The 13,482-nt window shown below is 69.5% G+C and carries 15 protein-coding genes; 3 read left to right on the top strand and 12 right to left on the bottom strand.

Annotated features, from left to right (window positions below; genetic code table 11):
* From OG555_RS39860 to OG555_RS39880, 5 genes are read right to left on the bottom strand one after another with little or no spacing between them, the layout of a single operon-like run.
* Window positions 1-1,173, bottom strand: coding sequence for a transketolase C-terminal domain-containing protein (locus tag OG555_RS39860; protein ID WP_329478849.1), 1,173 nt, complete (start codon window positions 1,171-1,173; stop codon window positions 1-3).
* A complete protein-coding gene (locus OG555_RS39865) occupies window positions 1,157-1,747 on the bottom strand; it encodes a 2-oxoacid:acceptor oxidoreductase family protein (protein ID WP_329478851.1) in 591 nt (196 codons plus the stop codon). Before OG555_RS39865 ends, OG555_RS39860 begins: the two co-directional genes overlap by 17 nt.
* A 4-nt stretch (window positions 1,748-1,751) precedes the next feature.
* Window positions 1,752-2,726: a PEP/pyruvate-binding domain-containing protein gene (locus OG555_RS39870; protein ID WP_329478853.1), complete on the bottom strand. Its 975-nt coding sequence runs from the start codon at window positions 2,724-2,726 to the stop codon at window positions 1,752-1,754.
* An 11-nt stretch (window positions 2,727-2,737) separates the two neighbouring features.
* A complete protein-coding gene (gap, locus tag OG555_RS39875) occupies window positions 2,738-3,745 on the bottom strand; it encodes a type I glyceraldehyde-3-phosphate dehydrogenase (RefSeq protein ID WP_329478855.1) in 1,008 nt (335 codons plus the stop codon).
* Window positions 3,746-3,778: 33 nt separating this feature from the next.
* Window positions 3,779-5,218 (bottom strand): DUF4389 domain-containing protein, encoded by a 1,440-nt coding sequence (locus tag OG555_RS39880; RefSeq protein WP_329478857.1) that lies wholly within the window; start codon window positions 5,216-5,218, stop codon window positions 3,779-3,781.
* 151 nt (window positions 5,219-5,369) lie between these two features.
* On the opposite strand from OG555_RS39880, the gene OG555_RS39885 reads away from it, so the two are divergent.
* The gene (locus OG555_RS39885; RefSeq protein ID WP_329478859.1) at window positions 5,370-5,669 is read left to right on the top strand and encodes a 2TM domain-containing protein; all 300 of its coding nucleotides are present in this window, start codon (window positions 5,370-5,372) and stop codon (window positions 5,667-5,669) included.
* A gap of 48 nt (window positions 5,670-5,717) precedes the next feature.
* Here the strand turns inward: OG555_RS39885 and OG555_RS39890 are convergent, their stop codons facing one another.
* The 7 genes from OG555_RS39890 to OG555_RS39920 all read right to left on the bottom strand — a co-directional run bounded on the left by OG555_RS39890 (window position 5,718) and on the right by OG555_RS39920 (window position 11,726).
* Window positions 5,718-6,329 carry an Rv1733c family protein gene (locus tag OG555_RS39890; RefSeq protein WP_329478861.1) on the bottom strand — a complete coding sequence of 204 codons (612 nt, stop codon included), beginning with the start codon at window positions 6,327-6,329 and terminating at the stop codon, window positions 5,718-5,720.
* A gap of 222 nt (window positions 6,330-6,551) precedes the next feature.
* Entirely contained in the window at window positions 6,552-7,520 is a 969-nt protein-coding gene (locus OG555_RS39895) for an Acg family FMN-binding oxidoreductase (RefSeq protein ID WP_329478864.1), read from the bottom strand.
* A 10-nt stretch (window positions 7,521-7,530) separates the two neighbouring features.
* Window positions 7,531-8,937: an NAD(P)(+) transhydrogenase (Re/Si-specific) subunit beta gene (locus OG555_RS39900; RefSeq protein WP_329478867.1), complete on the bottom strand. Its 1,407-nt coding sequence runs from the start codon at window positions 8,935-8,937 to the stop codon at window positions 7,531-7,533.
* Window positions 8,934-9,236 (bottom strand): NAD(P) transhydrogenase subunit alpha, encoded by a 303-nt coding sequence (locus OG555_RS39905; RefSeq protein ID WP_329478869.1) that lies wholly within the window; start codon window positions 9,234-9,236, stop codon window positions 8,934-8,936. Before OG555_RS39905 ends, OG555_RS39900 begins: the two co-directional genes overlap by 4 nt.
* Window positions 9,233-10,348: an NAD(P) transhydrogenase subunit alpha gene (locus tag OG555_RS39910; protein ID WP_329478871.1), complete on the bottom strand. Its 1,116-nt coding sequence runs from the start codon at window positions 10,346-10,348 to the stop codon at window positions 9,233-9,235. The genes OG555_RS39905 and OG555_RS39910 overlap by 4 nt, the downstream gene beginning before the upstream one ends.
* 15 nt (window positions 10,349-10,363) lie before the next feature.
* Window positions 10,364-11,377: a zinc-dependent alcohol dehydrogenase gene (locus OG555_RS39915; RefSeq protein WP_329478873.1), complete on the bottom strand. Its 1,014-nt coding sequence runs from the start codon at window positions 11,375-11,377 to the stop codon at window positions 10,364-10,366.
* Between the two features lie 10 nt (window positions 11,378-11,387).
* Complete coding sequence (locus OG555_RS39920; protein WP_329478875.1) at window positions 11,388-11,726, bottom strand: DUF779 domain-containing protein; 339 nt, start codon at window positions 11,724-11,726, stop codon at window positions 11,388-11,390.
* 164 nt (window positions 11,727-11,890) lie between these two features.
* Here OG555_RS39920 and OG555_RS39925 point away from each other — a divergent pair, with 164 nt between their 5' ends.
* Together OG555_RS39925 and OG555_RS39930 are read left to right on the top strand one after the other, a co-directional pair.
* On the top strand, window positions 11,891-12,703 hold the full coding sequence (locus tag OG555_RS39925) for a 2-oxo acid dehydrogenase subunit E2 (RefSeq protein WP_329478877.1): 813 nt from the start codon (window positions 11,891-11,893) through the stop codon (window positions 12,701-12,703).
* Entirely contained in the window at window positions 12,700-13,482 is a 783-nt protein-coding gene (locus tag OG555_RS39930) for a universal stress protein (protein WP_329478879.1), read from the top strand. Before OG555_RS39925 ends, OG555_RS39930 begins: the two co-directional genes overlap by 4 nt.

The raw sequence follows: 13,482 nt of genomic DNA on the forward strand, positions 1-13,482 counted from the left end.
TCAGCCTGTCCGGCGCAATTCGCGCTCGACCAGGTCGCGCTTCAGGTCCAGGAACGTCAGCGGCTCCAGCCGGTCCGCCACCGCGTCGGCGAACAACGCGCGCAGCGACTTCTTCGTGACCGGACGACCGCCGAGGCCGGCGATCACCGTGCAGGGCTCACCGGGCCAAGCCATCCGTACGTCGGCTGCCACGATCCCGCCCATGCCGACCGCCAGCGCCCGCTCCAGGACGACGACCCGCTTCACACCGCGCAGCGCCGTACCCACGGCCTCGAACGGGAAGGGCCGGAACGAGGTCACGCCCAGCACACCGATGCTCACGCCCTCGTCGCGGAGCTCGTCCACGGTGTCCTTCACCGTCCCCAGCACCGAGCCGAGCGCGATGACGACCGTCTCCGCGTCCGCGCAGCGGTAATCCCGGACCAGACCACCGGAATCCCGGCCGAAGGTCGCGGCGAACTCGGCCGCCACCTGGGGAATCACCTCGAGCGCCCGCAAGTGCTTGGTGTGCGCCAGATAGCGGACCTCCGTGAACGCGTCCGGGCCGACCATCGCGCCGATCGACACCGGCTCGTCCGGATCCAGGAGCTGCCGCGGCTCGTACGGGGGCACGAAGCCGTCCACCACCTCCTGGCTCGGAAGGTCGATGCGTTCGACCGCGTGGGTGAGGACGAACCCGTCCATGCAGACCATCACGGGCAGCGACAGCGTCTCGGCGATCCGGAACGCCTGGATGTGCAGGTCGAGCGCCTCCTGGTTGCTCTCGGCGTACAGCTGGATCCAGCCGGAGTCGCGCTGCGACATCGCGTCGCTGTGGTCGTTCCAGATGTTGATCGGGGCACCGATCGCGCGGTTGGCCACCGTCATCACGATCGGCAGGCCGAGCCCGGAGGCGTTGTAGAGCGCCTCCGCCATGTACAACAGACCCTGGCTCGCGGTCGCGGTGTAGGCGCGGGCGCCGGTCGCCGACGCGCCGATGGCGACCGACATCGCGGCGAACTCCGACTCGACGTTGACGAACTCGCACGGCGTCAGCTCACCGGAGGCGACCAGCACGCTGAGCGCCTCGACGATGTGCGTCTGGGGGGAGATCGGATACGCGCAGATCACCTCGGGCCGGCAGCGGGCGACAGCCTCGGCGACACCGCGCGAACCCTCAATCTGTGTGAACACCGGATGCCTCCTCGAGTTGGCTGCGCGCCAGGCCGTAGGCGGCGCGCACGGCGGCGACGTTGCCGGAGGCAACGGAACCGGAGAAGCGGTCCTCGACCACGGTCGTGACCGATTCGAGCTGGACCTGGCCGGTCAGCGCGGCGAAGGCGCCCAGCAGTACGGCACCTGGCAACGGACGGCCCAGGTGAGTCAGGGCCAGCTCGGTCGCCGGGATCGTCATCACCCGCTCCGGCCGGAACCGTTGGACATACGCATCCAGGCCCAGCTCGACGAGCGACCACGAAGTGTTGATGAGGAGGTAGCCGTCGGCACGAAGTCCGGCGAACACCTCCGTCTGGTGTATCAGGCCGGCATCCTGGATGATCACCGCATCCGGTTCCGCCACCGGCTCGTGCGTGCGGATCGGCCGGTCGTCGATCCGGCAGAAGCCCACCACCGGCGCGCCGGTCCGCTCCGACCCGAAGGTCGGGAACGCCTGGGCCTGCCGCCCCTCGGTGAACGCCGCGACGGACAGCAACTCGGCCGTCGTCACCACACCCTGGCCACCTCGGCCATGGATCCGCACCTCGAACATCGCGTCACCGTTCCCTGGTGTACTGAAGCACCGGAACCGCTCGACCGGGACCGTCGATGGTCACCACGGGCAGCACCCGCGCGCGGACCTCGACCAGGTAGAGGCCGCCGGAGCGACCATCCTTGGCCCATTCGAGTTCCATCGGCCGCTTGAAGTGCTTGTCGGCGATGACCGACCAGCGGGCGAGTTCCTCGATGTCGTCATCGGTCAACACCAGCCCTGACCGTTCCTCGGGGGTGGTCTGAACCACCTCGGTGCCGCGGAGTCCGGCGTACACGGTCTTGGCTCGCTTGGCGCCGCGGTGCTTCACGATCATCGGGCGCGCGCCCGGATGCACGGAGTACTGGTCGGCATCGCCGGAGACCGGCTCCCCCAGACCCCACGCGGCACGGACCCGCACGAAGGTGCTCTCGCCACGGACCGTGCCGGAGCTCCCCAGATCCGCGCGTACCATCCGCTGCACGGTGACCGGCATGGCGGCCACCAGGTGGTCCGGGCCCCGGTGCTCACGGTTGCCAACGGCAACGGCACTGAACAGCGACGCGAAGCACCGGCGGCAGGCCGCGAGCACATCCGCTCCGCTGCGCAGATGCAGGAAGGTCTCGTCGGCCACGTCGTCCTGCGTCTCGGCCGGACTGCTCCGGACCGCCACCTCGGTACCGTCACCGCCCAGGTCCTCGTAGGCGGCGAGGATCTCGTCGCTGACGGCCTGCGGCAGCGATGTGTCCCGGAAGGCGGTCCGGATCGCGGCGGCGACCACGACGAGGTCCCGGCCGGCGCGGTATCTGCGGAGCTCCCGCGCGATCACCGGCCCCAGCCGGCCTTCGCGGACGAACTCCTGGTACGCCGCGGCGGTCACCGCGAAGCCCTCCGGAATCCGGATGCCCTCGTCCGTCAGCTCGGCCAATCGAGCGTTCTTCACGCCGACCTGCTGTGGATCTGCGTCGCCGTGAAGCCAGACGACTCTCTCGCTGTTCATTGCTCCTCCTGTCACAGCGAACCGGCGACGAGCTCGGTCATGTCGACCAGACGGCTGGTGTAGCCCCACTCGTTGTCGTACCAACCGAAGACCTTGACCAGGTGGTCCTGGACCTGCGTGAGCGGGGCGTCGAAGATGCAGGATGCCGGGTCGCCGATGATGTCGTGGGACACGATCGGATCCGTGGTGTAGCGCAGGATCCCCTTGAGCGGTCCGGCCGCGGCATCCGCGAAGACCTGGTTCACCTGCTCGACGGTGACGGCCTCGGACAGCTGCACCGTCAGGTCCGTGAGGGAGCCGTCCTCGACGGGGACGCGCACCGCGACGCCGTCGATCTTCCCGGCCAGCTCAGGGATGACCAGGCCGACCGCACGGGCCGCGCCGGTGCTCGTCGGAATCAGGTTCGTGGCGCCGGAACGCCCGCGGCGCAGATCCTTGTGCGGCGAGTCCAGCAGCACCTGGTCGTTGGTGTAGCTGTGGATCGTCGTCATCAGTCCACGCTCGATGCCGAAGGCCCGGTGCAGCACGGACACCATCGGTGCGACGCAGTTCGTCGTACACGAGGCGTTCGAGATCACGTGGTGAATCGCCGGGTCGTAGTCGTCCTCGTTGACGCCGAGGACGACGGTCACGTCGACGTCCTTGCCGGGCACCGACAGGATCACCTTGCGAGCGCCCGCGGTCAGGTGCGCGCCGGTGGCCTCGCGGGTCCGGAACTTGCCGGTCGACTCGATCACGATGTCGGCCCCGACCGCGGCCCAGTCCAGGCGCGCGGGGTCACGCTCGGCGGTCGCACGCAGAGTGCGGCCACCGACCGTGATCGTGTCGTCGGAGTGCCCGACCTCTTCCTTCAGCGGTCCATAGGTCGAGTCGTAGCGCAGCAGGTGCGCGAGTGTCGCGGGTGCCGCGACGTCGTTGATCGCGACCACCTCGATGCCGCTCGACGTCCGCTCGAGCACGCAGCGCAGGTAGTCCCGCCCGATCCGCCCGAACCCGTTGATCCCAACCCGTACGCTCATGATCGACCCTTCAGTCGGTTGTTTCCGTCACTCTCATTCGACCCGCGGGCCGGGGGTCGTCTGCAGAGTCGAAGGTCCCGGCTTCGGCTGCCGGATGACCGCCAGCACGACGGTCAGCGTGCCGAGCAGGAGGAAGACACCCGAGCTCGTCAGGATCGCGATCCAGACCCACTGCAGCGCAGGTGCGGTGGCGCCGGCGTCGGCGCGCACGCTCAGTGCCTTGCTGCCGTCCTGGGCCATCACCACGAGCGTCCAGTCGCCGTTCTCGATCGGCCAGGTGATCGTCTGCTCACCCGGACCGGCCGCTTGGACCCGCCAGATGTTCAGGTCGGTGGGCACCACTGACGGCGCCGTGCCGGCGTGATCGGCGTACGTCGTGGTGTTCGGGCCGACGGCTTTCACTGTCGTGTACGCGACCCCGGCCAGGTACCGGCGTACGTCGGTCACGGACGCGAGGCCCACGAACACCGGGCCGCCGCTGACCGTCTCGACGCGCACCCGGGCATCACCGAACCACCGGTGCGGCACCGACGCGGCTCCGGCATGGATCGTCACCTGTTCACTCGTCAGTGCGTAGCCGGTCGTGCTCAGCGTCACCTTGTCCGAGGTCACGAAGCCGGCGGAATCACGGCGCGCCTGATCAAGCCAGGCCATCGCTCCCCCGACCGTGAGCCCCAGCAGCGATGCCAGCGTCACCAGGACGCCCACGATCAACGCGATCGTCCGCCCGGCCGACATCCGCGGCCCGGGTTCGCGCCGTGGTGGCGGTGGTAAGAGCCCCGGGTGCGGCTCGTCCTGCGGCTCGTCCAGCCTGGTGGTACCTGGATCGTCACCGCCCATGTCCAGGCGGAACGGCGGGTATTGGTCGACCATCAGTCCGGCGTACGCCGCGACCCGCAACACCCAGCGGTCCATGCCGAGCACCAGGTCGAAGACCGGCCGCGGAAAGCGCCCGGTGAACAACAGGGCCACAGCGCCGATCAGCACCAGCAGGCCGACCAGACCGGAGGCCCAGCCCTGCCGGTCCGTCTGCACGGCGAACCAGGTCCCGCCGCCCAGGAAGAATCCGACTACGAGGTAGTGCGGAATCGCGAGCAGCCACGACTTGACCAGCACCAGACCGCGCGACAGGTGCTCCGGATACGCGATCTCCAGATGCGCCGGGTAATCGGGCACGTCCTCCAGGGTGAACGGCGGGTACTTGTCGGTTCCCAGTGCGCCGTACGCATAGAACTGCACTCGCCAGGTCCACCGTAGAACTCCGACGTTGAAGTCGAAGATTCCGCGCGGGTAGCGCCCGGTGAACAGGATGGCGAAGAACGCCACGAAGCTCATCAGGACGAACCCGATCCACAGCACCACCAGCACGAACAGGTGCGGGATCACCAGCACCCACTTCACCAGCCACAGCCAGCGATTCAGCCGCTCGTCCATCGCCCCGTCCACGCGGACGGGGTACGTCGTCGTACTCATCACGTCCTCCTCACACTCGTCCCTCACTGCCAGCGTCGATCCGTCGTGGCGAGGTCTGCAGAGCCGAAGGTCCCGCTCAGGTCGCGCCTTGGTGCCCTGACCGGACGGCCCGAACCGGCAGACGGTGGAAGTGATGAGTAAGGAGGCAGTCATGGACGAGAAGGTCGTCGATCGGCCTCTTCCGGCCGACAACGACGAGACGCTGCGCAAGCAGGCGGTCGAGGATCTCCGCAAGCGGCACGACCTCGCGGGACACGTCCTCGCCTACCTGACGGTGAACACCTTCCTGGTGGTCATCTGGTACCTGACCGGTGCGGAATTCTTCTGGCCCGCCTTCCCGATCTTCGGCTGGGGTATCGGAATCGTCTTCCACGCGTGGGACGTGTTCTGGCCGCAACCGAGCGAGACCGCGGTCCAGGCCGCGATGGACCGCATCGCGCGCCGTAAGTGACAACAGTGCGGAAGGCCTGCCCCGACCTCGGGGCAGGCCTTCACGCCGTCATTTCTGGCCGTGCAGCCACCGTGGGGCGACTGCACGCCATTCGTTCTCCCATTCCCGTGTGCGGCTGCGGTCCAGCGGGACGCGGGCGAGTCGTACCAGGCCCCAGAGCAGGAGCCAGGAACCGGCCAGCATGAGGAAGCCGGCGGAGGTACCGAAGGCCGAGCTGTCGGCGCCCGAGCGCGGCGTGCGGACGATGTTCCCGGAGTGGTCGAGCCAGATCGTCACCTCGTCTCCGGCCTTCGTACCGATGACGACGCTCGTCATACCCTCGCGGGCGACGCCGTTCGCGTCGACGTAACTGACCTGAGCCCGCGACATGACGTCGCCGGGTGCGCTCGGTACGGCGGTCGCGGTGTCCTCGAGGGTCGTGGCCTTCACCTCGTGCAGAACCGCTCGCTGCCGGGCGGCCGACTCCTCACTGGCGTTGCTGATGCCGGTGCCGATCGCGGCGGCGACCGGGATCAGCAGCAACGCGACGACGAGCCCACACCACAACACAACCGCCTCGATGCGATCCGACCGGCGGCGCAACGGATTCTTCCCGAACCCCAGCCGGCGAGCCTGCCCGAGCACCCACAGCTCCCCCGACCGCTCCTTGCCGGTGTTCATGACAACCCCCTGGTACGGCGCGGTTGGACGCAGGGGACCGGCTCTCCGGACCGGAACCGTCTTGATGACGGCGGATCTCGTGGCCTCCGGCCACCTCTCCTGGGTCCGCTCCCGGCGAGCCGGTGGTTTCCCTGCATTTCAAGATTCGCCCAGCCCCGCCGCCATGGTCAGGGCCCAAGGTCCCGACCTCCGGGACCACCCGGCCCATCCCCCGGCACGCTGTCAGTCGCGGATCAGGACGTCCGCGATCGGACGGCGGGGAGTCGGTGGGACGGGTGGACCGTAGCCGAAGCGGATCACCGCCTGGGGACGCTGCCAGGGACCGAGCGGATCGTTGATCTGCCACCGGAGGCCCTCGTGCTCGATCGCCTGATTGAGCAGCGATGTCGAGACGCCCTGTGCGGTCGCCTCGAGCAGCACCCGTTCCAGTGCCTGGCCGGCCCGGAGCCACTCGATCGGTCCGTCGTACCGGGTCGCCAGTACCGCGAACTGTGGTGCCCGCTCGAAGTCCGCCACCGGCCGCAGCTCGTCGGCCCCGGTGGCGGCCAGATCACGGACGACCGGATCGCCGCCCGCGACACGGGGGCCGAGCGCGCCCGACGGCACGCCGTCGTCCGCCCGGTCGCCACCGACCCACCGGCGCCGCTCCGCCGTCCGGCCGCGATCGTCGTCGTCCGCGGTCATCGCGTCAGTCGTTGCCATCCGCAACCACCACCGCATCGGCGGCCGATCGAGCCATTGCAGCACGGCGCCCTCGACCCGCGCACTCAGCCCGAGTTCCGCACGAACCTGGTCCGGAACCCGCACATCGCTGAACGGCTCCCGGTTCGTCCGGCGTTGCGCGAGGTACGGCGCCAGTCCGGCCATCTCTCCGATCAGCGGCGCATCGAGCTCCACCACCGCGACGAGATCCGGGCGGCGCTGGTCCATCAGGTGACGAACCGCCGAGCCCATCCCGAGCGCCGCCGCGGCCACTCGCAGATTGAAGATCGACGCACCCAGCGACACGTACAGCATCCGCCGCGACGGATCCTCCGCCGGGAGTTCGCGCTCCCGATCCCGGTGCACCTCGACCGTCGGCCCGGCGAACCGGAACCGCCACGGCTGGGTGTTGTGCATCGACGGCGCCGCCACCGCGGCCCGCAGCATCGCATCCCGATCCGCGTCCGTCACTGCCTGCGTGTCTTCCATCGTTCTCACCTCAGTGGACATAGGCCTGGAGTTCGCTGATCAACGCGGTGAGCACGACCTTCGCGTCACCGAAGAGCATCGCGGTCCTCGGGTTGGTGTACAGCTCGTTGTCGACCCCCGCGTAGCCGTGGCCGAGCGAGCGCTTGACGACGATCACGCTGCGCGCCTTGTCGACGTCCAGGATCGGCATCCCGGAGACGGCGTTGCCGGGCCGGCGCGCGGCCGGGTTGGTCACGTCGTTCGCGCCGACCACGAGCACGACGTCGGTCGCCGGGAACTGGGGATTGATCTCGTCGAGGTCCTTCAGCTGCGGGTACGGCGCGTTCGCCTCGGCCAGCAGGACATTCATGTGACCGGGCATCCGGCCGGCCACGGGATGGATCCCGTAGCTCACGTCCACACCGTGCTCGGTGAGGGCCTCGGCCAGCTCGACCACCTCATGCTGAGCCTGCGCCGCTGCCAGGCCGTACCCCGGCACGATCACCACCTTCGCGGCGTACGCCAACTGCAGGGCCGCGTCGTCGGCGGTGACGGACCGTACCGTGCCCGTCGCCGCGACCAGTGGCCGGGACTGCTCGTCACCGGTGCCGAATCCGCCGGCGACGATGCTCAGCAGCGACCTGTTCATCGCGACTGCCATCAGCTTGGTGAGGATGCCACCGGCCGCGCCGACCAGTGCGCCGGCGATGATCAGCGGAGTGCTGCCGATCACGAATCCGGCCATCGCCACCGCCGTACCGGTGCACGCGTTCAGGAGCGAGATGACCACCGGCATGTCGGCTCCACCGATCGGCAGAGTCATCAGTACGCCGAGCGCCAGCGCGGCGACCGTCAGCACGGCGAGCGTCGTCCCCGCACCGAGATGCGCGGTGTACAGGTAGCCGGCCGTGACAGCGATCAGCCCGAGCAGCAGGTTGATCACTCGACCACCGCGGAAGGTGAGCGGCCGGCCTGGGACGAACCCGGCCAACTTGCCCGCGGCGATGAGCGAGCCGGAGAAGGTCACGCCGCCGATCAGCACGTCCAGGGAGGTCGCGAGCGTGGTGCTGATCGGCCGGCCGGCGGAGCCGGGCAGCGCGTCCGCGAACGCGATCAACGCAGCCGCACCACCGCCGACGGCGTTGAACAAGCTCACGAGCTGCGGCATCGCGGTCATCTTCACGCGGCGGGCGGCGACGAGCCCCGCGCCGGCGCCGACGGCCACCCCGGCAGCCAGGACGACGGCCGCGGTGGCCGTGATCGTCCGGTCATGAACCAGTACGACGACCGTCAGGCCGACCGCCACCGCCATTCCCAGCGCGGACAACTGGTTGCCGCGCCGCGCGGTCGCGGGCGAGTTCATCAGTTGCAGGCCGAGCACGAAGCAGACCGCGGTGGCCAGGTAGAGCAGGTGGGTCGTGGTGTCGAAGACGGTCATCGCCCGGCCCTCGCCTTCGGCTTGGTCCGGAACATCTCGAGCATCCGGTCGGTGACGACGTATCCGCCGACGACGTTCGCGGCGGCGAAGACGGCCGCAACGAACAGCAGCACGTAGCCCACTGTGGTGTCGAGGCTCGCGGCAACGATCATCACCCCGACCACGACCACGCCGTGGATGGCGTTGGATCCCGACATCAGCGGCGTGTGCAGGGTCGCCGGGACCTTGGTGATGACCTCGAAACCGACCAGCACGCTGAGCACGAAGACCGTGAGGTCCGCCAGCAGCACAGGTGTCATGACAGTGTCTCCTTCGGTTGCACGACCTGGCCGTCCTGACAGACCAGCAGACCGGCGGTGATCTCGTCGCCGCGATCCAGTACGACGGAACCGTCGTGGATCAGGTGGTCGAGCAGCGCGGCGACGTTGCGAGCCCAGGCAGCCGACGCGGCCCGCGGTACCTGGGCCGGCAGATTGCCGGCCCCGAGCACGGTGATGCCGTTCGCTGTGACGTGGCGACCATCCGGAGTCGAGCCCGCCACGTTGCCGCCCAGCGGGCCGGCCGCGAGATCGACGACCACGGAGCCGGGCGCCATCGCCGCGAGCGCAGCCGCCGGAACCAGTTCGGGTGGGCGATGTCCCGGCACCTGCGCGGTGGTGATGACGATGTCGAAGGCGCCGATCGCGGCGATCATGGCGCGCTGCTGATCGGCTTGCTCCTCGGCGGTCAGCGCGCGGGCGTAGCCGCCCTGGCCACTCGCCGAGACGCCACCGAGGTCCAGCACCGAGGCACCGGTCGACGCGATATCGGACCGCGCGGCCGCTCGGACGTCGTACCCCGTGACCAGCGCGCCCAGACGGCGCGCCGTACCGATGGCCTGAAGGCCGGCAACTCCCCCGCCGAGCACCAGGACCTTCGCCGGGCGGACCGTGCCCGCCGCGGTCATCAGCATCGGGAAGAACCCGCCGAACGTGTCCGCGGCCAGCACTGCGGCCTTGTAGCCGGCCACGTTGGCCTGTGATGTGAGGACGTCCATCGACTGGGCCCGGCTCAGTGTGCGGGGCAGTCCGTCGAAGCTGAGTGCAGTCACCTTCGTATCCGCGAGGTCCCCCGCGGTGAGCAGTGGCTCGAGGAGCCCGATCAGGAGCTGACCGGCCCGGAGCAACGTGCGGTCCGCCGGTGGGTGGATCACCACCACGACGTCCGCTTGCGCGTAGACCTCTTCCCCGGTCCCGATGCGCGCGCCGGCCGCGACGTACTCCTCATCGTGGAACCACGCCCCCCGGCCGGCGCCGGACCCGACGATCACGTCGAGACCGGCGCGGTGCAGGCGGGCCGCCACGTCGGGTGTCAGGGCCACCCGGTTCTCCCGGGGTTCGGTTTCGGCCGGGCAGCCGATCAGCACACTCATGGGTTCAGCTCCTCACTAGAACTGGAAGACGACCCGAGCCGGGATGTCACCCGCGAGTACATCGGCGATGGACTGGTTGACGTCGTCGAGCTTGCGGTCGACGGCGATGACCCGGGTCCGGCCGGCCGCGTGCAGGGCGAACACGTCGGCGAGATCGTTGCGCGTGCCAACGATCGAGCCGATCACGGTCTTGGCGTTCAGCACGGTGTCGAAGATCGGCAGGCTGAGCGCGCCGTTGTCACCGGGCAGAGCCACGCAGACGAGCCGCCCGCCGCGACGCAGCGACCGGAAGGCCTGGTCGAACGACTGCGGGTTCGCCGCGAGGGCGACCGCGACGTCGGCGCCACCGAGCGCCTGGATCGCCTCGACGGGATCGGTCTTGGCGGCGTTCACCACATGGTCAGCACCGAGTTCGGTGGCCATCTTCAGCTTGGAGTCCTCGATGTCGACGCCGATGGTGATCCCGCCGGCGATCCGCGCGTACTGCAGGGCCAGGTGCCCGAGTCCGCCGACGCCGAAGATCGCCACGGTCTCGGCCGGAGCCACGCCGGCGACCTTGATCGCCTTGTACGTCGTGACTCCGGCGCACGTCAGCGGCGCGGCATCACGCGAGGAGATCGCAGCGGGCACCGGCGTCGCGAAGGCGGCAGGCAGTACGGCGTACTCGGCGAAGCTGCCGTTGACCGAGTAGCCGGAGTTTCGTTGCTCCAGGCAGAGCGTCTCCCAGCCGCCGATGCAGTACCGGCACCTGCCGCAGGCGTACCCGAGCCAGGCCATCGCGACCCGGTCACCGACCGCCCGGTCGGTCACACCGGCGCCCAGCTCCACCACCACACCGATGCCCTCATGGCCCGGGACGAACGGCGGCGTCGGCTTGACCGGCCAGTCCCCGTGCGCCGCGTGGATGTCGGTGTGGCACAGCCCACTGGTCTCCATCCGGACGAGTACGTCCCCTGGTCCGGGCTCGGGAATCGGCACCTCCCGAATCTCCAGAGGTGCGGAGAAGCCGGTGACAACTGCTGCCTTCATGATCGTCCTTTCAGGTTGCACAGGTTGTGGATCGGGTGACGAAATGGCCGCTGAGCCCAGCCGGGAGAGAGAACCCCTCCGGTCCACCGGGCGCGACGTCGAGCTCGAACGTGACCTCGCCCCGGGCTTGGTCCAGCCGCCGGTCGATGTAGAACGGGCTGCCCTCGATCTCCCCGAGAAGCACGTCCCCGGGGCCGATCAGGAACTCGCCATCCGGGTAGCACATCGGCATACCGCCGGCACGGCCATCGCCGGACTGGACGAACATCACTGGAGCGCCACGACCGGCGCTCAGGTGACGGATCGCCTGGCGCGCGGCCGTGGTGGCCGTGATACGGACGGTGGGCATCCGATCCTCCGATCCTTACCTCGATGAGTCCATGCACCTAGAGCGAACTCCGGCTCGGTCGACCCCCGTAGGGCCTAAAGACCCGTCCGCCCGGACCGATCGGCCGATGCGGAAGGCGCCGCGTGCAGCCCATGCTCGAAGCAGATCGGCTCCGGAGGTGGACCGTGCATCAGCTGCACTCGAAGGTCGTGCCCGTGCCCTGGGCCCGCCGGCTCGTGATCGATGCCGGCCGGGCCGCCCAGCGCCGCCACGCCATTCACGGCCTGTTCGAGGTGGACGTGACCTCGGCCCGCGGTGCGTTGCGACGGCACCGGGAGACGACCGGTGAGGATCTCTCGTTCACCGCTTTCGTGATCGCGTGCGTGGCCCGTGCGGTCGCCGCCGACCCCACAGTCCAGGCGTACCGCGATCTGCGCGGCCGGGACGTGATCTTCGATCAGGTCGACGTCGGCCTACCCGTCGAGGTCGACCTCGACGGGAGTCCGTTCGCGTTCACCCATGTCCTGCGCGATGCCGGCAGTCGCACCGTGCAGGAGCTGCACCGCGAGATCCGCGACGTCAAGGTGAATCCCCACCTCAGCCCGTCGGTCGGCAAGGCACGGTGGGCACGCGCCTATCTGATCCTCCCCGGCTTCGTACGCATCCGTCTGCTCGGGATGCTGCACCGGTTGCCGCAGCGCCAACGGGCGCTGGCAGGAACCGTCGGTGTGACAGCCGTCGGAATGTTCGGCGCCGGTGGCGGCTGGGGCATCGCGTTCCAGCTCCACACACTGAGCATCGTGATCGGCGGCATCACCCGGCGTCCGATTCTGTTCCAGGGCCGGCTGGTCGAGCGTGAGTTCCTCCAGCTGACCATCAGCGTGGACCACGACGTGGTCGACGGCGCGCCCGCCGCCCGGTTCGTCGCGCGCCTGCGCGATCTGCTCACAGCTGCCGAGGAGATCGGTCTGCCGGAGACGGCAAGGAGATCAGCATGAGACACCAGCCAGTCGTGGCCGGCATCGACGGGTCGCCGGCCGACCAGATCGCGATCAGGTGGGCGACAGCCGAGGCCAAGTCCCTGCGCACTCAGCTTCGCCTGATCCATGCCATGCAGCCCGGTGATTCCGCGTCCGAGGCCGGTGACGTCGTCTACAAGGCTCTCGCCCTGGCCCGCGAACTCGCGCCGGCCGTCGACGTCGATCCGCGGATCGAGAGCGGCCCGCCATCGACCATCCTGGTGAAGGCGTCCGGTGACGCGAAGCTGGTGGTCATCGGCAGCCGTGGCCTCGGCCTGATGGCCGGCGCACTCCTCGGCTCGACCGGCCTCGATCTCGCCGCGAACGCCCGCTGCCCGGTGGTCGTCGTACGACCGGATCTCGGGACTGAGGCCGGCATCCGGGTGGTCATCGGGTACGACGGTTCGTCCGCGAGTCAGACCGCACTCGACTTCGGCCTGGACTACGCCCGGCGCCATGACCTCGCCGTCCGCGTCGTCGCCGCCCAGCCCGCCGGCACCCAGCTGCACCGGATCACCGAGGCCGAGCTCCGCGACGCGGTGCACGCGCGCGGTGGTCACGACGCCGAACTCATCCAGATCACCGGCCACCCCGCCGAACACATCCTCCGCCTCGCCGCCGACGCCAACCTGATCGTCCTCGGCGCCCGCGGCCGCGGCGGCTTCGCCGGCATGCTCATCGGCTCGGTCAGCCAAACCGTCCTCCACCACGCCGACTGCCCGGTCGCCGTCATCCCCGCCGCCGCCACCGGAGGCTGA

The organism is Kribbella sp. NBC_01484, assembly GCF_036227145.1.
Taxonomy (GTDB): Bacteria; Actinomycetota; Actinomycetes; order Propionibacteriales; family Kribbellaceae; genus Kribbella.